Here is a 17,792-nt window from a genome sequence, read left to right on the forward strand (position 1 = left end):
ACGAATTCTAGATGTAATATGATCTTATGTCGACAGAAAGACATTTCAGTTTGACCTAGGTTCCTTCGCATCCCGGGCGTCGTGCCCTTGTTTGCAGTTCGGACCCTGTTGTCGTCATGAAAAAGCGCACCTTTCTGGCGTGGTTCCTGTTTGGGCACCTTGCCAATGACTGGCCCATCGCCTCGCTATGGCTGATCGTGCCGGCCGTCGGCATTTCAATGAATCTGTCGCCGGGCGAAGTCGGCCTTCTGTTCACGGTTTTCAACCTTGGCGGCGCGCTTGCTTATCTGCCCGCCGGTGTCCTTGCCGATCATGTCTCGAACCGTGGGCGCCTGCTGGTGATGACGTTCTGGTGGGTTGCCGCCGGCTATGCGCTGGCGGCGATGGCCCCAGGGTATTGGAGCCTCGCGCTGTTGCTCGCAATCGCCGGGATGGGCAACGCGGCCTGGCATCCGATCGCCACTGGCGTGCTCACACGCGAAAGCGGTGGACGGCGCGCGCATGCGCTCGGCATTCACGCCATTGGAGGTTCGCTGGCCGAGATACTGGCGCCGCTTTGCGTCGGTTTTCTTATCGCCTATGTCGATTGGCGCGGTGCGCTGGTTGTATCAGTCTTTCCGACCGTGTTGTTGGGTCTGTGCTTCGTTCATGTGGCGCGCACCGTTCCGCGTCTCGACAAGCGCGCGGTCAACCGGCGAGATTTGCTCGACATTCTGTACATATGGCGCCGGGGCAGCGGTCCGCGCATCGTGGCGATGATCTGCCTGTACAACATGGCGCTGGTGGCGCTTTTGAGCATGATCCCGCTTTATCTGGCGGACGCCCACGGCTTCGGGCCAGCCGAAGCGGGCATAGCGTTCTCGGCGCTTCTGGTCGCCGGTGCGCTGGCGCAGCCATGGGTCGGAAAACTCTCCGACATCGTCGGTCGAAGGCCGATCCTCGTCTCGGGAAATCTTGTCGCGGGTGTGTCGGCTGCGCTGTTGATGCTGCAGCCGCCGCTTTGGTTCACAGTCTTGGCGATGACCGCCGCCGTTGCCGGCCTGGATGCGATCCGTGCCGCCATGCTCGCGGCTGCCGTTGATTACGCAAACCGCCGCGAAGGCACGACACTCGGACTGGCCTTCGTTCTGATGGACGGTGTCGGAGCGCTCGGCTCCGTTCTCGCGGGCATTGCCGCCGGCTTCTCCTGGCCGCACATGTTCGGCCTCGCGGCCGCGTTCTCGCTTGGGGCGGTAATGCTGGCTGCGATGACGAATTTCAGGCAATCGGCCGACACCGTCTCAAAGAGACCCTTGGCCTGAGCCTGAACCCCTGGAAACTCCAGGGACCCGGGGAATTCTGCCCGGGGTCCCCTTGTTCGCGGCGACGTTGCGAAGTCAGCTCAGACGCTTTCCTCCACACGCGCCTTCGCACCGGAAATCGTCGGCAGACTTTCGCCCGCGTCGATGCGTTTGAGAAGTTCCACTTCCCGGGCCTGCATCTGGATGGCTCGGTCGGCGACGGCATCGACCTCATCGGGTGCGAGGACGAGAACGCCGTTCTCGTCCGCCAGCACCGCGTCGCCGGGATTGACAACCACGCCGCCGACGCTGACGGGAATGTTCATCTCGCCCGAAACGCCGAGAAGCTTGGTGGTGATGGGCGAGGGGCCCCGGCACCACATGGGAAAACCGTGCCGTTCGAAATCCGCCACGTCCGTCGCCGGGCCGTCGACCACGGCGCCGGCCACTTTCTTGCTCGCCGCGGTATGCGTGATGACCCCGCCCCAACAAGCGTGGCGCGTGTCGCCGGCGCGATCGATAATCACGAAGTCGCCGGGACGCAGATGGTCCATGGCATAATGCAGCAGCGTGCTGTCGGCGTGCGGCAGGCGCAGCGTCACGGCGGTGCCGGCAACGCGCACCTTGGAGAGCATGGAGCGAATGCCCGTGTCGAGAAAATTGGCGTGCAGGAAATGACCCACAGTGGCGGTTTCCACCCGCATCAGCTTATCGATCTGCGCTTGCGCAAGCTGCTCGGGCATCGGGTTGACCTGATACATATGCGTGCTCCCTATGCCACGACGTGATGGTCTGCGACGGGCATGGAGCGGCGGATCTGCGCGGCATACCCGGTGTCGATGGAGGCGCTGGCATGTCCAACCCGATCGGAGCAATCGGCAACCGTCACACCCCATGGGTCGATGATCAGCGAATGCCCGAAGCACAGCTTCCGGCCTTCGTCATGAGCGAAAATCTGGGCCGATGCAGCCACATAGGACTGGGTCTCGATGGCGCGGGCGCACAGAAGCTGTTCCCAATGATCCTTTCCGGTCTGCAGTGTGAAGGCTGCCGGCAGCACGATCACCTCCGCGCCCTTGTCTCGCAGTTTGCGGAAGAGTTCGGGAAAACGTAGGTCGTAGCAAATGGCGCAACCCACTTTCACGCCCTCGAGTTCGTAGACGACCACGTCTTCGCCGCGCTTCATGGTATCGGACTCCAGATAGCTGTTGCCGCCCGGCACCTCCACGTCGAACAGGTGGATTTTCCGGTAGCGTGCGATCTCGTTGCCCTGACGGTTGAACACGATGGTTGTGTTGTAGCATTTCTCGCCCGCTGCCTCGGCCATTGAGCCGGCGTGGATGTTCACCTTCAGCTCTGCGGCGAGCGCCGACATGGCACGATAGGCTTCGCCTCCGGGAAAGGTCTCCGCGTTGGCGCGGCGGCTTTCCACCGTGCCTCCCATATAGGTGAAGGTTTCAGGCAGCACGACGAGATCTGGCTTGTCCTGGGCGACAGCCTTGCGAACGAGCTCCTGGGCGTCGGCGATGTTCTTCGCCTTGTCGTCCTGGGAGTTCATTTGAATGACGGAGACTTTCATGGAAGATCCTTTTATCCGAGGTTGATCGGGGCCCGGCCGTCAAGCCGGTCCCAGAATGAGGTTGGGGAGGAAGAGCACGAGCTCGGGCACGAAGGTGATGACCAGAAGTGCGATGATCAGCGGCACCAGGAATGGCAGGATCGCCACGGCCACCTTCTCGAACGGCACCTTGCCTACCTCCGCGACGATGTAGAGCGCGATGCCCATGGGCGGCGTCGCAATGCCGATCAGCAGCGAAAGCGTGATGATCAAGCCGAAATGAATCCGGTCGATGCCGAACTGGTCGATGATCGGAAGCAGCATCGGAACCAGGATCAGCTTGGCCGGAACGCCTTCAACGAAGCAGCCGACCGCCAGCAGGAACACGATCAAAAGCAGCAGGAAGATCGTGCGAGATTCGGTGAACAGAAGAATCTGGTCCGCCAATTGCTGCGGGATCTGCTCGATGGCCAGAAGCCAGCCCATCACGTGCGAGAAGCCGATGATGATCATGATCACACTGGTGATGGTCATCGTTTCGGTCAGCGCCTGCCACAGCATGCGAAAGGAGAAGGTGCGGTAAACGAAGCCGAGTGCGATGGTGTAGACGCAGGCCAGAACGCCGGCCTCCGTCGCTGTCGTGAAGCCGGTCAGAATGGCCGCCAGGATGATGCCCGGTGCGATCAGCGCGGCGATACCGTCGATGGCCGCGCGACCGATCTGCGGAAGGCTCTTGCGCTCCTCGCGCGGAAAATCCTGCTTGAGGGCCACCAGATAGTTGAACGCCATCAGCGACAGTCCGACGACGATCCCGGGAATGATGCCGGCGAGGAACAACCGCGCGACCGAGGTGTTTGAAAGGAACGCATAGACGACAAGGCTGATGGAAGGCGGGATGATCGGCCCGACGACGGCACTCGCCGCCGTCAGGGCAGCAGCGAAGGGTGCGGGATAGCCGCGCTCGCGCATCGCCTTGATCTCGATGGTTCCAAGGCCCGCGCAGTCGGCGACGGCCGCGCCCGAGACGCCGGCAAAGAGCAGCGAGGAGACGACGTTCACCTGGGCAAGGCCGGCACGCATATGGCCGACAAGTGCGGAGGCGAAGTTGAAGATGCGGTCCGTCATGCCCACGCCGTTCATCAGATTGCCGGCCATGATGAAAAAGGGAATGGCAAGCAGCGACGGATTGTCGACTCCGTCCAGAACCTGAAGCGGAATGATGTAGAGCGTGTCGGAAAAGCCTGCATAGACGAGGGCCGAGAGCACCGCCAGGCCGATGGCCATTGTGATCGGGACACGCAGCAGGATAAGGGCGACGAAGCCCGCGAAGAGAAGCAAGGTCATGATTTCACCCGAATCCTAGATGTCGCCGACATGGTGGTGTTCAGGCTCCGGATGCCCTTTGAGCGCATGCACCAGGTCACTGAAAAAGTGCAAGGCGATGAGGGCGCAGGACACGAAGAAGGGGACGCTCAGCCAGTAACGCTGGATGCCCACCATTTCGATGTTGCCCACCTGACGCTGGATCAGCTCCGGCGCTTCGCGCAGGATGATGAGCAGCAGGGCGATGACGGCAATGTCCACCAGCATGCGACCGCCCCGGCGCACAGGCGCCGGCATGGCGTTCAGCAGAAAATCGACGGTGATGTCCTTGTTCTGCCGGTAGACGACGAAGAAGCCCAGAAAGCTCATCCACACGAAGCAGACGATGCTGATGGGGAAGGCCCAGACCACCCCCTGGCCGAGGAATGCGCGTGACGCGACATTCAGCGCGGTCACCAGGAGCATGGCGAACAAAGCCGTATTCGCTCCCACAAGAAACAGCCGGCCGATAACGGCCAGGATTCGATCCAGGACGGGCATGAAACCTCCCCATCAGTGCGAGTTCAAAGGATGCCTATTCGGCGCGCGACGAACGTACCGCGTCAAGGAATCCTTGGGGGAGTTCGCCGGCTTCCTCCATCTCCTGGTAAAAGCTTTCCATCCGTTCGACGAAGGCGGCGGTGTCGGGCTCCGAATAGACGACATCCTTTTCCTTCATTGCCGCAAGATCTTTCTCGGCGACCGCCATCGTGCGCTTTTCGGATTCCTCGGCCATTTCGGCAAACGCTTCCAGCACCTGCGCCCGACGCTCGTCGGAAAGACCGTTCCAGCGTTCCGCGTTGGTCATGAACGCCATGCCCTGCGGGTATTCGTCGTGGCGGATGATGTTCGGCGCAACTTCGTAGAACTTCATAGGCTCGACCAGTGCGATCGGGCTGTTCACCGCGTCGACAATGCCACGGCTGATGGATTCGTACACTTCCGTCCAGGCCAGCGTGCGCACCTCGGCGCCCAGGTGCCGCCAGGCGGCGGCGGCCAGCTCGTCGGGATGCATGCGCAGGCGCGTGCCCTGCATTTCCTCGAGGGTCTCCCAGGGCTTGTCGGTGACCATGACGCGATAGGGGCCACGCACGAATGCGGTCGGCGAGCCGATCAGCGCAATGCCGGCTTCGTCCTCGATCGTCTTCAGCCAGCCCTTCACGAGATCGGTCTGCATGAAGCGCACCCAATGTTCGCGGTCGTCGAAAAGGAACGGCGCGGAGGTGAATTTCAGGTCCGGTGCCCATTTCTGCAGGTAGCTGACACCTTCGGGATAAACGTTCACCGTGCCGATCTGAAGCTGTTCGAGCACCGTGTCGTCGGAGCCGAGCTGCTCGTTCGGAAAAACTTTCAGTTCCAGTTCGCCGCCGGTTTTCTCCTCAACCTTGTCGGCAAAGTACTGGAAAAGCTCACCCTCGATGCTGTCTGGCGGCATCTTGTGCGCCATGCGCCAGGTCTCGGCTTGCACGCCAACGGTTGCACCGGCGCTGAAAGCCGTCAGGACGGTAGCGGTCAAAACACTGAGTAGAATACGGTTCATTATCCTTCCCCATCTTTTTGTCTCGTTATGGGGGTAGGATCAGAGAGCTGCCGTAAAAAGTCCAAATGAAAAATATGGCTTCTTGTGATAAGTTTTTTCAATCAGGATTGATCAGATAGTCATCCGGGTACCGGCTGGAATATGCAATTGCCTGCTCGCGGGCCATCTCCACAAACTCGTCCTTGAGGGTTTTGCGGGGCGAGGCTTCGGTGATCGCGAAAAATTCCAATGGTGGAAATTCCACATCCACCGTGATCTCGTGAAGCGTGCCGCTTGCCAGTTCCCTCATGACCACCGCGCGTGGCATCGGCGCGATCCCAAGCCCTTCCTCGGCCATCTGTACAATCGTTGCGATCGAGTTGGAGGAGTGGACATTGACCCGCACCTTGGAGTGCATCTTCAGGTAGCGTTCCAGTGTCTTGTAGGGGATCGAATTCTTGGGAAAGCTGAGGATCGGCATGTCCAGAAGCGTGCCCACCGTGGCCCTTCGGATCGGAAAAGCCGTCGGGCTAGCGACCCAGGCGACCGGGAACGCGCCCAATGGCACGAAGTCGAGCTTGGGATCGTTTCCATCCCGCATCGCCAATCCTACATCCACCGCGTGATCCTGCAAGGACTGGATGACATCGGCGGATGTCGAAGACAGCATCTCAATGTTCACCCCGGGATATTTTTCCCGAAAGCATTCCATGAGCTGGACGAACCAGGACCGCAGGATCGTGTCGGTGACGCCGACGCGCAGGGAACCTGTCATCTTCCTGTTTTTGTTGACCAGCCACTTCATTTCGTCGGTCAGTTCGACCACCATCTCCGCATGCGGCAGAAGCACCCGGCCTTCGCTGGTCAACTGAACGCCCCGCTTCGAGCGTTCGAAAAGCTTCGTGCCCAGCTCGTTCTCAAGTGCGTTGATGCGCGATGAGATCACCGGCTGCGTGGTGTGCAGAAGATCGGCCACCTTGCGGAAATTGCGCACTTTCGCCAGGTGAATGAAGGTTTCCAGAAATCGCAACTGCACGGCCGGCACCCCGAAACATCAATGGCTTGCCGCCCGTTCGGGCGGCAAGTCGCATGCTAATGGATGCTTTTGCGGGGCGCCATAGCTCAGCCGGTCAGGCGGGCTTGGAAACCCTGTCCGCCACCCTGCCCAGAAAATCGAGACAGAGGCCGAGTTGCGCGATTTCGACGAACTCGTCCGGCTTGTGCGCCTGCCGGATGGAACCCGGCCCGACGATCACGGAAGGGATGCCGCCGATCGTTTCGAACACGCCCCCTTCCGAGCCGTAGGACACCTTGCCGGACCATTCGGGCATGATGTCGTGAAAGAAGGCGAAGCCCTCGCTCGATGTGTTGTCGCCCATTGCCGGGTACGCGAAAATTTCATCCCATTCGATGCCGGTTTCGGCGCATTTCGCCTGCATTTTCGGCAGAATTTCTTCGTTTGCACGCTTTTTGAGAAATTCCAGTTCAGCCCGCGCATCGTGGGTCGGCAGGCTGCGGATTTCGAAGGTGAAGCTGCAGAGATCGGGCGTTACATTGGTGGCGACACCGCCGGAAATCATCGTTGCCAGCATTGTGGAATGGGGAACAGTGAAATCGCGGTCGAACGGGCCTTCCTTGCCGACCTGATCGGCGCGTTGCGCGATCATCGCGATGATGCGCGCGGCGTAATCGATGGCATTGACGTGATCCGGCGCGAATGAGGAGTGACCGGACGTTCCATGCACATTGCAGCGCATGGCGATCTTGCCCTTTTGACCCGTCACGAGCGTCATGTCCGTCGGTTCGCCGATGATCGCAAGCATTGGCGGCACGTCGAGAGCCGCAAGCCATTCGGCGATGGCCGGTGCGCCGAGGCAGCCCACTTCTTCGTCATGCGAGAAGCACAGCCAGACAGGACGCTCGAGTTCGGCGGCGGCGAGTTGCGGCACGATCGCCATCACACAGGCCGCAAAGCCTTTCATATCGCAGCTTCCACGGCCATAGAGCTTTCCGTCGCGCTCCGTCAGGTCGAAGGGGCCGGAGGTCCAGCCTTTTTCCAGCGCCGGCACCACATCGGTATGGCCGGAAAGCACGACGCCGGGACGGTCGGCAGGGCCGATGCGGGCGATCAGATTTGCTTTCTCTCCCGTTTCGTCCGGAAGAATGACCGGCTCGATGCCGTGCTCCCGCAGGAAGGCCGCCATATGGTCGATGAGCGGCCGGTTCGAGTAACGGCTTGTGGTGTCGAAAGCGACCAGATCCTTAAGGTGGTTCTTGGCATTCTCAAGCAGTGACATTGCGGGATTGTCGGTCTCAGGCATTCTTTGCTGCACGTTTTTCTCGGTATTTTTGCCATTCCCGGCGGATCGTCAGGCCGACGAAGAACACGATCAGACCTGCGAATATCCAGGAAATGGCGGACTGGAAGAAGACGGATGGATCGCCGCGCGAAATGGCCAGCGCGCGGCGCAGATTGTCCTCGAACATCGGGCCCAGAATGAAGGCGATGAGGAATGGGGCCGGGGGGATGTTCAACAGCAGCATGATGAAGCCGACAACGCCCATCACAAGCAGCACCGTGACGTCGAACATGTTGCTGGAGATCGAGTAGATGCCGTAGACGCACAGCATCAGCACGACGGGTGAGAGAAGCACCTGCGGGATGGAGGCGATGTGCGAGAAGAAACGCACCGTCAGCTTGCCCGCGCCGAACAGGAGAACGGAGGAGAACATCATGCCGATAAACAGCATGTAGACTTCGTTCAGATTGTTCTGAAACAGAAGCGGACCAGGGGTGAGACCCTGGATCATGAAGGCGCCGAGCATGACGCCGGTGATTACGTCGCCGGGAACGCCGAGTGCCAGAAGCGGGATCATGGTCGCGCCGCAACAACCGTTGTTGGCCGATTCCGAAGCCGCGATTCCCTCCAGTTCCCCTTTGCCGAAATTCTCGCTGTTGGGGGAGGAGCGACGCGCTTCGCCGTAGGAGAAGAACGCGGCGGCGGACGGGCCGATGCCGGGGATGGCTCCGAGGATAACACCGATAAAGCTTCCGCGGACAATGGACTTCAAGGAACCACGGAATTCGGCCAGCGTCAGGCGGTTGTCGCCGAGCTTCATGGCCTGACCGTGGTTTTCTTCACGGAAGACGATAAGGCGCAGAAGTTCGGGCAGGGCGAACAGCCCGATGAGCACCGGCGCGACCGACAGGCCGCTTTTCATGTCTTCGGTCATGGCGAAGCGGAAAGACCCGTACATGTCTTCGCCCACCGTGGCCAGCAGCAGGCCGAAACAGGCCGAGACCACGCCCAGAAGCAGCGAACCGCCGGAAATGGAGGCCACCATGGTCAGCGCGAACGCCATCAGCATGAAATATTCCGGCGGGCCGACGCGTAACGCAAGAAGCGCCAGCGGTGCGGCCAGGAAAATGAGCGAGATGTTCGACAGGAAGTCGCCGATGCACGACGAAATCAGCGACATGTTGAGCGCCTTGCCGGCCTTGCCGTTCTGGGCAAGCGGCCAGCCGTCGAGCACGGTGCAGGCGGCGGAAGCGGTGCCCGGCGTCTTGATAAGGATCGCCGAAATGGATGCGCCGTAGGTGCTGCCCTTATAGAGCGCGACGAGCAGCAGAATGCTGGTGACGGGCGGCAGGTAAAAGGTGAAGGGAAGAGCGAGCGTCACCGCCATGGTGCCGGTCATGCCTGGAATGGCGCCGATAACGACCCCGGCCAGGATGCCCGCGCCCATGGCCAGCACATTGGCCAGCGTGGCAACGGATTCGAATGCGAAAAGAAGATCGTTCCACATGAGTTGAGCGTTCCGGTCGGGGCGGTCAGTTCAGGGCGGGGAAGACGCCCCAGCTACCCTGCGGGAAGGGCGTGTGCGTCACATTGCCGAAGAAGAGCTGCAGGCCAAGCGGCAGCACGATAGCCAGAGCGAGAGCCATGCCCCAGCGCGCGGACGCTCCTGCCAGCAGGAAGGCCGAAAGCGCCAGCAGCATGGAGGACGGCATGAAGCCGAGGCGCGGCGCGAGAAAGACGAACCCCGCGAACGTTGCGAGCGCCAGAGCAAGCCTGCTGATGCGATTGCGCCATTCCAGGGGTGAGGCAGGCGAATACTCGGCCTCTTCTGTGGTTCCGGCGCTGGCGCCGAAACCTGCAAGGATCATTGCCACCAAGCCAAGAGCCAGGCCTAGGATGGAAACGGTGCGCGGCCACATATCCGGTGGGGGCGCGAAGCCCGGAATGAAGGATGGACGCGGCACATGGATCGGAATAAGCGCGAAAAGCACGATCCCGAAGAACAGGGCGATGAGTAGCCCTCGGAGCATAGCCTTGTTCAACATGCCGCGTCCTCTTGGGTTTTGAGTTGGCTTACTGAATGTAGCCGAACTCGCGTGCGAGCCCGTTGAAGAGCTCGTATTGCGACTTGGCATAGGCCGCCATGTCTTCCTTGCCGGCGGTGGATATGGAGCCGCGGCGTTTGGCGAGCTCGAGCCAGGTCTCGTCTTCGGCGACCTGGTTGAGTGTGTCTTTCCAGCGGGCGACGACGTTCTCCGGCAGGTCTTTCGGGCCGTAGAGCGCGCTCCAGCCGGTGATCTGGCCGGCCTTTTCGAAGCCGAGCTCGGAAACGGTGGGGACGTCCGGCAGCGCATCCATGCGCGCGGGCGCATAGACCATAAGGGCGCGCATCTTGCCGGATTCGATGTGCGGCATCAGCGAGCCGGCCGCAATCGCAAGAAAGTCGACGTGACCGCCGAGAAGCGCGGTTGCGAGTGCACCGCCGCCCTTGTAGGGGACGAGGGTTGCGGCCGTCAGCGGGTCGAGTTCATTGTCGGCGAGCAATGCCTGAACGGTGAAACCGTCGATGGCGGTGGCACCGGACGCGCCGTAGGTGAGGGCACCCGGATTCGCCTTCAGACCCGCGATCAGGTCCTCGGCGCTTTTATAGGGAGAGTTTTCCGCCACGGCGAGGATCATCGGCGTCGCCTCAAGCGAACCGAGAAAGGTGTAGCCGTCCCAGCCGACCGGCGAGCTTTCCTGCACCGCCGGATAAAGCGCCATGCCGACGCGGGCGAGAAGCAGTGTGTGACCGTCGGGCTCGCTTTCGGAAACGAAGCGTGCGCCATTCATACCGCCATTGCCGGGCTTGTTGACAACGACGACGGGCTGGTCGCCCAGATACTCACGCGCCGTTTCCGCCAGGGCGCGGGCAGCCAGATCCGAAGCGCCGCCGGCACCGTAGGGCGCTACAATTGTTACCGCCTTTTCCGGATAGTCGGCGTGCGCCGTGCCGGCAGCGAGAACGAAGGCGGCAGCCGCCAGAACATGTTTCATCAGAGTTTTCATAAAACCTCCCGCGGAGAGTGAATCCATTCGCCCGAAGGGTCCGGGCGCGGTGAGGTTTTTGCATAGTATGCTTTATTCTGCAAATTATGCCTGTTAGTATTACTATTATGAATAGCGACTATGTAGGATGCGCAGATGAATCTGAAGCAGCTCGAGGCTTTCGACGCCTTCATGAGCCACGGCTCGGCAACGCGGGCGGCGGCGGCGCTCAAGATCTCCCAGCCCATGGTGAGCCGGCTGCTCGGTCAATTGGAGGAGATGATCGGCTTCCCGCTCTTCGTGCGCAAACGCAACCAGCTTATGCCGACCCACGAAGCGATCCTGTTTCACGCCAATGTCTCGCGCTCATTGACCACGTTTCAGGAGCTGGAGCGGGAGGCGCGCGCCATAGCCAACCGGCAGGTGGGCCGCATCGTGGTGGCGGCGCAGCCGATTTATGTGGATACGTTTTTGCTCGACGTGGTCGCGCGCTTCAAGAAGACGCATCCGGATGTAGCGGTGAAAATCGTCGACACGGGTTTGGAGGAACTGCTGCGCATGTTCAACGAGGGAAGTTGCGACCTCGGCGTGGGTATTACGCTGGACGCGAGCCCTTACGGTGCGAGCCTCATTCCGCTCGGTGCCTGCGAGGCCCGCTGCCTGATCCCGCGCGGACACAGTCTGGCAAGCCGGGACATCATCCATCTCGAGGACCTCCGGCGCGAGGTATTCGTGGAACTCGCCATCGGCAGCCCATTGCGCACGCGCGTCGACTACATGATGCAGACAGCCGGCGCACAGCGCCGCATTGCGGCGGAGGCGCGCACGTTGCGTGCCGTGCATGGGCTGGTGCGGCGCGGCGTGGGGATCGCCATCGTCGATCCTTTCAGCATCCTGCTTCCATCCGGCGACGATGTGGTCGAACGACCTCTGGAACCTTCCATCCCTTGGGAGATGGCGATTTTCCATCATGAGGACCGCCCCCTGAGCCGCATCGAACACGCTTTCATCGAGACGATCAGGGCCGAGATCGGCATGCTCAGGGAAGAAGGCGTTCTCTCCTGATCCCAATCGCAGAAAGTTCCATAATGCATATTACGCGATGTGGAGCCGGATGACTCGGAACGCGCGTGGAAACTGTCCAACAGCTTTAACCAGTGGGGTCGGTCGAGATCATCCGTCAATCCCGGCCGGTTCGTGCTCAATGACCTGAACAATGTCGGTAAGTTCGATTTCCGGATAATGCTCTCGCATTCCACGCAACATCGTGTCGTCCGGCCATTCAGCCCGCTTGCCGAGATAGGTGGCGACCGATGAAAGGGGCATATCCGTGCATCTTGTAACAGTGACAATGACGGTTTTGCCGGCGTCGTCATCGCAGACATACCGCAGCGGCCCCGGCACGATACGGATCTCGCGAAACCGAATGGTCGACGTCTTCTCTCCGCTGACAATCAGCGGGAACAGCCTGCTCACCACACCGAGGCTTTGCATGAAATCGTTCATGCCGGCAACTGTAGCGAAGAATGGAGCGACATCACAAACCGTCACGACGTTCCGACGGACCCATCCAGGGGCAACGAAGCTTATGGTGCCGACAAGTCATCGATGACTTCCCGGGTAATCCAGGACGATTCCGTCATCAGATCAAAGTGATTTCGCCCTGGACGCTCGATGTATCGAGCTGTCGGGAAACGTCTGGCCATACTCGCCGTCGCGTCTCGGAAGAAGCAATGTTCCCCGGCATACAGAAGGACCGGAACCTCGATCTTTTCGGGCGTTCCTGCCAGGGACGGCCATTCGGCTTCGGCCAAACGAAGCGCATGAAGTGCCTGCGTGTCGCATCCGGCCAGCCGTTCCGCCATCCCCTTGGGCACGTCGAACATCTGTTGCCACAGCGAAAGCCATGCTTCGGAACCCTGAGCGAAAGTCTCGGCGACGAGATCGTTGTCGACGTTCACAACCGAATGCAGTTCGAAACCACCAAGGATCAACGCGGAATATGCCGAAGGATCTCTACCGGCAGCGGCGAGCGCTACTTTTGCCCCGAGCGAATAGCCCCAGAGAATGGGTCTTTCCAGGCCGAGACCCTCGATAACGGTCTCCACGTCGGACGCCATGTCTTCCAGCGCATAATCCCGGGAACTGTCAGGATGTGCGCTGGCCCCATGGCCTCTCAGATCCACGCAGACGAGCCGGAACGAAGCTGCGAGCCGGGCGACATAGCCAAGCTCGAACCAGTCCTCACACGACATGCTTATGCCGAAGACGAGAACGAGAGGAGGCTTCGTTTCATCACCCGCGAGTTCGTATCTTATGGAAATATCTTTGTTTTTCAGATGAGGCATGGGAAGTTGGTATAGATGGAATTGGCCGCAATTCGGGGAACAACCGGCGTTGCCGTGGCATGGCTGTGACTCTACCGAAATGAGGACTGTCCGCAACGGGTGCGAGCAGAGTTTCACCTGCGACATCGCGTCGATTGCGGGAAGGTGAGTGACGGATACACTGGTCTCAAGAATGCAACTTTCGGGAGCGTGTCATGAGCGAGGCTTTCTCGGCGCGGCCGCGGCCGGACGAGCCCCTAACGGATCCCGCCGTGGATCGGGCGTTTATCGGCCGGCTCGTGCGGGAATTCTACCGCCGCGTCCGCAGCGACGCGCGGCTCGGGCCAATCTTTGCGGGTGAAATTAAGGACGACTGGGAGCCGCATCTGGAGAAGATGACCGACTTCTGGTGCGCGGTCATGCTCAAGGACGGGAGTTATCATGGCCGGCCGGTGCCGGCGCATGTAAAGCTCAACTCGGTGGTAGAGGCCGATTTCGACATATGGCTGGATCTCTTCCGGCAGACCGTCGCCGACCTGTGCACGCCGGCCGTGGCCGCGGTGTTCGTCGAGAGAGCGGAACGGATTGCCAAAAGTCTCAAACTTGCAATGTTCTTTCGTTTGCCGGCAGCGCTCGGGCCGGATGCCGCGCGGGCCCGCAGCGTGGACGATGCCTGAGCCTGGCGGGGAGAAAGCCGGTGCCCTCGTCCATCTCTGTTCGCGGATGTAGACCATCGGATAGGCCCGGAAACCTCCCCCGCTGGCCGGCTGGCCAACGATTCCACGACAGCGCAACCGGTATTTTTCCGTAGGGTCCCTATCCGAAGGCGTTTTCGTCGATGGGCCAGATCGGACGCGCGAGTTTTTTATAGCCGGCCGTTTTGGGGTTGTTCGGGTAGCAGCCTTCCACCGCCGCGTAGACGATCTCCTCGGCGATCGGCGCAAAGCCGGCATGAAAGTGGTTCGTCGACTTGATCAGAAGGACCTGTTTCTCGACCGGATGGACGCCGAGATTGGAGAAGATGTCGGGCTCGAAGGTCTGGGTACGGTTTGTGTTGAGCACGATGTCGATTTCCGTGCCGACAAGTCGCACCACGGCGGCCGGACCGAGCGTGACACGGCTGGTGCCAAACGTCTGCCATCCCTCTTCCGCCAGTTTGCGGATTTCGAATGCGCCGTCGAACGGCGTGCCGCTGGCGGCGTTCGCCTTGCCACCGATGCGCATGTCGAGAACGGTGCCCTCGCCCGCCCCATGCGCAAAGGCGACAGCCTGCGGATCCCAGATTGTCGCGACGCCCGCGCGCGTGATGCCGCTTTGAACAAGCGCATGCAGAAGGACGGTGTTGTCGCCCGCCGTGCCGCCGCCGGGATTGTCCCACATATCGGCGATAACGACCGGCTTGCCGCTGGCACCGCCGGACTGCGCCTTTGCAATGGCGCCTTCGGCGGACAGGCTGTTCATCGCGGTCATGCCGCGCATGGCGCGCACTTCCTGCCCCAGTTTCCCGGCGAGGGCATCGCCTTTATCCGGCGCATTGTCGGTGACGACCATGACCTGTGTGCCGAGCTCCGGCACATCGCCGGCCATGAAACCGTGGATGAGCGAGGTGGAGAGGATCCCCTCCCTGCCCTGCAGCGCCTTCATGCGATCCACGAAGGAGCGCATGGGCTCGCGGCTCGTGGGGAACACGTCGATCATGCGGCAGTCGAAAGTGGAGATGACCGGGCGAACGTCGCCGCGGGTGGCGCGCAGTGCCAGGTCCACCACATGCTCGGCGCGTTCGAGAAAATCCGTGTGGGGGAATTCAAGAAAAGCGGCGAGAACATCCGCCGCCGCCACCCGTTTTGCCGTCAAATGGCTGTGCGGGTCGAGCTCGGCGGCGACGATCACATGCGGGCCAACGATCTCGCGCACACGGGCGAGAAGGTCGCCCTCGCAATCGTCGAGCCCGCGTGCGACCATGGCGCCGTGCAAGCCGAGCACGACGCAGTCCACCGGCATGGCGGCTCGAAGCTGATCGAGAATCTCATCGCGCAGCGCCTCGTAGACATCGAGCCGGACATAGCCGCCCGGCTCCGCCCAGGTGGCGGTGCCCTCGATCAGGGTAAAACCCTCCTCCTTCGCCCGCCGCCGCAGAACCGGAATCGGTGCGGAGCAAAGCGTGGGCGTTTCCGGGTGATCGCCGGGGCCGGCATAAAAGGCCATCTCGAAATCCCGGCGGTCCGTGGGGATGGGCGAGAAGGTGTTGGTTTCGGTGGCGAGCGACGCCGTGAAGACACGCATGCGGTGAAATTCCGGTTTGTCTGGGTCAGAGCGGTTTGTAGGCGACGGCCTCGACCTCGATCTTGATGTCGATCATCAGCCGCGATTCAACGGTGGTGCGCGCCGGTGGGTTGTTGGGGAAATGCTTGCCGTAAACTGCGTTGAACGGGCCGAAATCGCGCGCGTCTTCAAGCCAGACCGTTGTCTTGACCACATCGTCGAGCGTGCAGCCGGCAAGCGCCAGTGCCGCCTTGACGTTTTCCATCACCTGTTCGGTCTGTTCGGTGACACCGCCCTTGACGACGACGCCATCCGCGCCGACGGGCACCTGGCCCGAAATGTAAACGAAATCGCCGGCGCGCACGGCGGGGGAAAGCGGCACATGGGACGTGCCAAAGCACTCTTTGGTCATAAACAAACTCCGTTTTTCTATTTGACCGCGCCGATCGCGAGGCCTCGCACGAGATAGCGCTGCAACCAGGCAAAGATGATGGCGACGGGAATCGTGGCGACGAAGGTGGCCGCCATGACGTGATGCCACTCGACCGTGTAGCGGCCGGCGACGAGCGAGAATATCTGAATTGGCAGTGTGTAGCTTTCCTGACGTCGCAGCATGGTGAGCGCGATGACGAATTCGTTCCACGCATTGATGAAGGAGAAGATCGCCGTCACCGTCATCGCCGGAAGGGCGAGCGGCAGGAACACCATCACCAGCGCCTTTGCGGGGCTGGCGCCCTCGATCCATGCAGCCTCTTCCAGATCCTTCGGAATGGTCGAGAAATAGCTTTGCAGCATCCACACGGTGAACGCGACATTGAACGCGCCATAGACGAAGACAATGGAATTCACATTGTCGAGCAGGCCGAGCCACACGACCAGCCGGAACAGACCGATGACGAGCACGATGGGAGAGAGCATTTGCGTGACCAGCAGGAACTGGCGAAAGAAGCCCTGTCCCGTAAAGCGGAACCGGCTCATCGCATAGGCGGCCGGAATGGAGACGGCGAGCGCCAGGAGGGTCGACAGCACCGACACGTAAACCGAGTTCCACAGCGCATTGCCGAAATTGGTGACGGCCCACATATCGATGAAGTTGCGCCACGCCGCTTCACGCGGCCACCAGGTTGGTGACAGCACTTCGTTTGCGGGTTTGATCGCGGTGATGAACATCACGGCGAACGGAAACAGGATCAGCACGATGAGCGGTGAAAGCAGCGCCCAGTAGAGAAGTGATTTCTTGAGCTTGGGGTTCATGTCCGCTCCCTCCGCATGGCGAGCGCGACATAGAGGATGGTGAAGGCGAGCAGCAGGACAAACATCATCACCGAAAGGGCCGAGGCTTCTCCCAGCTTCCCGAAGCGGAAGCCCAGCTTGTAGAGATAGGTGACGAGAATATCGGTGGAATTCGCCGGACCGCCCTGCGTCGTTGCCCAGATGATCGGAAACGAATTGAACACATAAATCATGTTGAGCACGATCGAGATGTTCAAGAACGGTTTCATCAGCGGCAAGGTGATTTCGCGAAAGGTCTGCCAGCGCGAAGCGCCCTCGAGCTTGGCCGCCTCGTAGAGATCGTCGGGAATGGACGAGAGGCCGCCCAGAAAGATCGTCGTTGTGAAGGGGATCGTGACCAGAATGCCGATCATGATCTGTACGGGAAAGGCGGTGGAAGCACGGGCGAGCCATTGGATGTTCTGATCGATCAGGCCAATGCCCTGCAGGCCGGAATTGAGCATGCCGCTTTCGCCGTTGAGCGCCCAGCGCCACACGATGGCGGTCATCGTCAGCGACACGGCCCAGGGCAGCATGATGATGACCCGGGCGAGCGAACGGCCGTAAAAATCCTCGTTGAGGATCATCGCGACGGGTATCGAGACGATGAGCGTTCCGAACACGATTCCACCGGTCCAGATAAAGGTGCGCCATAGCGCACCGAGGAAATCCGGATCGGTGAAGACCGCGACGTAGTTTTCGACACCGTTGAAACCACGCAACTGACCGAAGCGATTGACGTCGTTCAGTGAAATCGTTCCGAGCTGATAAAGCGGCCACAGGATGATGAACGCGGCAAGCAGGAACCCCGGCAGGATCAGCACATACGGGTTTGTCAGGGGCGAGCGGATCATGGTTCCGTCAAGGTTTGCCGGCTTCTTGCCG

19 protein-coding genes are annotated in these 17,792 nt (G+C 60.8%); 3 read left to right on the forward strand and 16 right to left on the reverse strand.

Features of this window, described 5'->3' with window-relative positions; all coding sequences use genetic code 11:
- The first annotated feature begins 116 nt into the window (after window positions 1–116).
- Window positions 117–1,301, forward strand: a complete 1,185-nt coding sequence (locus QZ638_RS00805) for an MFS transporter (RefSeq protein ID WP_295805812.1) — start codon at window positions 117–119, stop codon at window positions 1,299–1,301.
- Window positions 1,302–1,381: 80 nt separating this feature from the next.
- Here the strand turns inward: QZ638_RS00805 and QZ638_RS00810 are convergent, their stop codons facing one another.
- The 10 genes from QZ638_RS00810 to QZ638_RS00855 all read right to left on the reverse strand — a co-directional run bounded on the left by QZ638_RS00810 (window position 1,382) and on the right by QZ638_RS00855 (window position 11,067).
- A complete protein-coding gene (locus QZ638_RS00810) occupies window positions 1,382–2,041 on the reverse strand; it encodes an RraA family protein (protein WP_295805814.1) in 660 nt (219 codons plus the stop codon).
- Window positions 2,042–2,052: 11 nt separating this feature from the next.
- Window positions 2,053–2,859 (reverse strand): carbon-nitrogen hydrolase family protein, encoded by an 807-nt coding sequence (locus QZ638_RS00815; protein WP_295805815.1) that lies wholly within the window; start codon window positions 2,857–2,859, stop codon window positions 2,053–2,055.
- Window positions 2,860–2,898: 39 nt separating this feature from the next.
- Window positions 2,899–4,182 carry a TRAP transporter large permease gene (locus QZ638_RS00820; protein ID WP_295805817.1) on the reverse strand — a complete coding sequence of 428 codons (1,284 nt, stop codon included), beginning with the start codon at window positions 4,180–4,182 and terminating at the stop codon, window positions 2,899–2,901.
- Between the two features lie 15 nt (window positions 4,183–4,197).
- The gene (locus QZ638_RS00825; RefSeq protein ID WP_295805819.1) at window positions 4,198–4,701 is read right to left on the reverse strand and encodes a TRAP transporter small permease subunit; all 504 of its coding nucleotides are present in this window, start codon (window positions 4,699–4,701) and stop codon (window positions 4,198–4,200) included.
- 34 nt (window positions 4,702–4,735) lie between these two features.
- Complete coding sequence (locus tag QZ638_RS00830) at window positions 4,736–5,740, reverse strand: TRAP transporter substrate-binding protein (RefSeq protein WP_295805821.1); 1,005 nt, start codon at window positions 5,738–5,740, stop codon at window positions 4,736–4,738.
- 97 nt (window positions 5,741–5,837) lie between these two features.
- Entirely contained in the window at window positions 5,838–6,755 is a 918-nt protein-coding gene (locus tag QZ638_RS00835) for a LysR family transcriptional regulator (RefSeq protein WP_295805822.1), read from the reverse strand.
- Between the two features lie 94 nt (window positions 6,756–6,849).
- Entirely contained in the window at window positions 6,850–8,040 is a 1,191-nt protein-coding gene (gene argE, locus QZ638_RS00840) for an acetylornithine deacetylase (RefSeq protein WP_295805824.1), read from the reverse strand.
- Window positions 8,033–9,526 carry a tripartite tricarboxylate transporter permease gene (locus QZ638_RS00845; RefSeq protein WP_295805826.1) on the reverse strand — a complete coding sequence of 498 codons (1,494 nt, stop codon included), beginning with the start codon at window positions 9,524–9,526 and terminating at the stop codon, window positions 8,033–8,035. The genes argE and QZ638_RS00845 overlap by 8 nt, the downstream gene beginning before the upstream one ends.
- Window positions 9,527–9,551: 25 nt before the next feature.
- Window positions 9,552–10,064 (reverse strand): tripartite tricarboxylate transporter TctB family protein, encoded by a 513-nt coding sequence (locus QZ638_RS00850; RefSeq protein WP_295805827.1) that lies wholly within the window; start codon window positions 10,062–10,064, stop codon window positions 9,552–9,554.
- Between the two features lie 28 nt (window positions 10,065–10,092).
- A complete protein-coding gene (locus QZ638_RS00855; RefSeq protein ID WP_295805828.1) occupies window positions 10,093–11,067 on the reverse strand; it encodes a tripartite tricarboxylate transporter substrate binding protein in 975 nt (324 codons plus the stop codon).
- Between the two features lie 135 nt (window positions 11,068–11,202).
- Here QZ638_RS00855 and QZ638_RS00860 point away from each other — a divergent pair, with 135 nt between their 5' ends.
- Complete coding sequence (locus QZ638_RS00860; RefSeq protein WP_295805829.1) at window positions 11,203–12,111, forward strand: LysR substrate-binding domain-containing protein; 909 nt, start codon at window positions 11,203–11,205, stop codon at window positions 12,109–12,111.
- A gap of 108 nt (window positions 12,112–12,219) precedes the next feature.
- Here QZ638_RS00860 and QZ638_RS00865 read toward each other — a convergent pair whose 3' ends face one another.
- Together QZ638_RS00865 and QZ638_RS00870 are read right to left on the reverse strand one after the other, a co-directional pair.
- Window positions 12,220–12,597, reverse strand: coding sequence for an ASCH domain-containing protein (locus QZ638_RS00865; RefSeq protein WP_295805830.1), 378 nt, complete (start codon window positions 12,595–12,597; stop codon window positions 12,220–12,222).
- A gap of 35 nt (window positions 12,598–12,632) precedes the next feature.
- Window positions 12,633–13,520 (reverse strand): alpha/beta fold hydrolase, encoded by an 888-nt coding sequence (locus QZ638_RS00870; RefSeq protein WP_366936189.1) that lies wholly within the window; start codon window positions 13,518–13,520, stop codon window positions 12,633–12,635.
- Between the two features lie 68 nt (window positions 13,521–13,588).
- Between QZ638_RS00870 and QZ638_RS00875 the strand changes: the two genes are divergently transcribed.
- Window positions 13,589–14,050: a group III truncated hemoglobin gene (locus tag QZ638_RS00875; RefSeq protein ID WP_295805833.1), complete on the forward strand. Its 462-nt coding sequence runs from the start codon at window positions 13,589–13,591 to the stop codon at window positions 14,048–14,050.
- A gap of 139 nt (window positions 14,051–14,189) precedes the next feature.
- Here the strand turns inward: QZ638_RS00875 and QZ638_RS00880 are convergent, their stop codons facing one another.
- The 4 genes from QZ638_RS00880 to QZ638_RS00895 are packed head-to-tail and all read right to left on the reverse strand — an operon-like array spanning window position 14,190 to window position 17,761.
- On the reverse strand, window positions 14,190–15,656 hold the full coding sequence (locus QZ638_RS00880) for a M81 family metallopeptidase (RefSeq protein ID WP_295805835.1): 1,467 nt from the start codon (window positions 15,654–15,656) through the stop codon (window positions 14,190–14,192).
- 25 nt (window positions 15,657–15,681) lie between these two features.
- Window positions 15,682–16,047: a RidA family protein gene (locus QZ638_RS00885; RefSeq protein ID WP_295805837.1), complete on the reverse strand. Its 366-nt coding sequence runs from the start codon at window positions 16,045–16,047 to the stop codon at window positions 15,682–15,684.
- 17 nt (window positions 16,048–16,064) lie between these two features.
- The gene (locus QZ638_RS00890) at window positions 16,065–16,889 is read right to left on the reverse strand and encodes a carbohydrate ABC transporter permease (protein WP_295805838.1); all 825 of its coding nucleotides are present in this window, start codon (window positions 16,887–16,889) and stop codon (window positions 16,065–16,067) included.
- A complete protein-coding gene (locus QZ638_RS00895) occupies window positions 16,886–17,761 on the reverse strand; it encodes a carbohydrate ABC transporter permease (RefSeq protein ID WP_295805840.1) in 876 nt (291 codons plus the stop codon). The genes QZ638_RS00890 and QZ638_RS00895 overlap by 4 nt, the downstream gene beginning before the upstream one ends.
- Window positions 17,762–17,792: the final 31 nt, after the last annotated feature.

The organism is uncultured Nitratireductor sp., assembly GCF_913053745.1.
Lineage (GTDB): Bacteria > Pseudomonadota > Alphaproteobacteria > Rhizobiales > Rhizobiaceae > Nitratireductor.

Coding starts and splice junctions, on each gene's coding strand:
- QZ638_RS00875 (WP_295805833.1), top strand. CDS start 13,589: ATGAGCGAGGCTTTCTCGGCGCGGCCGCGGCCGGACGAGCCCCTAACG.
- QZ638_RS00890 (WP_295805838.1), bottom strand. CDS start 16,889: ATGAACCCCAAGCTCAAGAAATCACTTCTCTACTGGGCGCTGCTTTCA.
- QZ638_RS00815 (WP_295805815.1), bottom strand. CDS start 2,859: ATGAAAGTCTCCGTCATTCAAATGAACTCCCAGGACGACAAGGCGAAG.
- argE (WP_295805824.1), bottom strand. CDS start 8,040: ATGCCTGAGACCGACAATCCCGCAATGTCACTGCTTGAGAATGCCAAG.
- QZ638_RS00880 (WP_295805835.1), bottom strand. CDS start 15,656: ATGCGTGTCTTCACGGCGTCGCTCGCCACCGAAACCAACACCTTCTCG.
- QZ638_RS00855 (WP_295805828.1), bottom strand. CDS start 11,067: ATGAAAACTCTGATGAAACATGTTCTGGCGGCTGCCGCCTTCGTTCTC.
- QZ638_RS00895 (WP_295805840.1), bottom strand. CDS start 17,761: ATGATCCGCTCGCCCCTGACAAACCCGTATGTGCTGATCCTGCCGGGG.
- QZ638_RS00820 (WP_295805817.1), bottom strand. CDS start 4,182: ATGACCTTGCTTCTCTTCGCGGGCTTCGTCGCCCTTATCCTGCTGCGT.
- QZ638_RS00870 (WP_366936189.1), bottom strand. CDS start 13,520: ATGTCGCAGGTGAAACTCTGCTCGCACCCGTTGCGGACAGTCCTCATT.
- QZ638_RS00810 (WP_295805814.1), bottom strand. CDS start 2,041: ATGTATCAGGTCAACCCGATGCCCGAGCAGCTTGCGCAAGCGCAGATC.
- QZ638_RS00885 (WP_295805837.1), bottom strand. CDS start 16,047: ATGACCAAAGAGTGCTTTGGCACGTCCCATGTGCCGCTTTCCCCCGCC.
- QZ638_RS00825 (WP_295805819.1), bottom strand. CDS start 4,701: ATGCCCGTCCTGGATCGAATCCTGGCCGTTATCGGCCGGCTGTTTCTT.
- QZ638_RS00805 (WP_295805812.1), top strand. CDS start 117: ATGAAAAAGCGCACCTTTCTGGCGTGGTTCCTGTTTGGGCACCTTGCC.
- QZ638_RS00830 (WP_295805821.1), bottom strand. CDS start 5,740: ATGAACCGTATTCTACTCAGTGTTTTGACCGCTACCGTCCTGACGGCT.
- QZ638_RS00845 (WP_295805826.1), bottom strand. CDS start 9,526: ATGTGGAACGATCTTCTTTTCGCATTCGAATCCGTTGCCACGCTGGCC.
- QZ638_RS00850 (WP_295805827.1), bottom strand. CDS start 10,064: ATGTTGAACAAGGCTATGCTCCGAGGGCTACTCATCGCCCTGTTCTTC.
- QZ638_RS00860 (WP_295805829.1), top strand. CDS start 11,203: ATGAATCTGAAGCAGCTCGAGGCTTTCGACGCCTTCATGAGCCACGGC.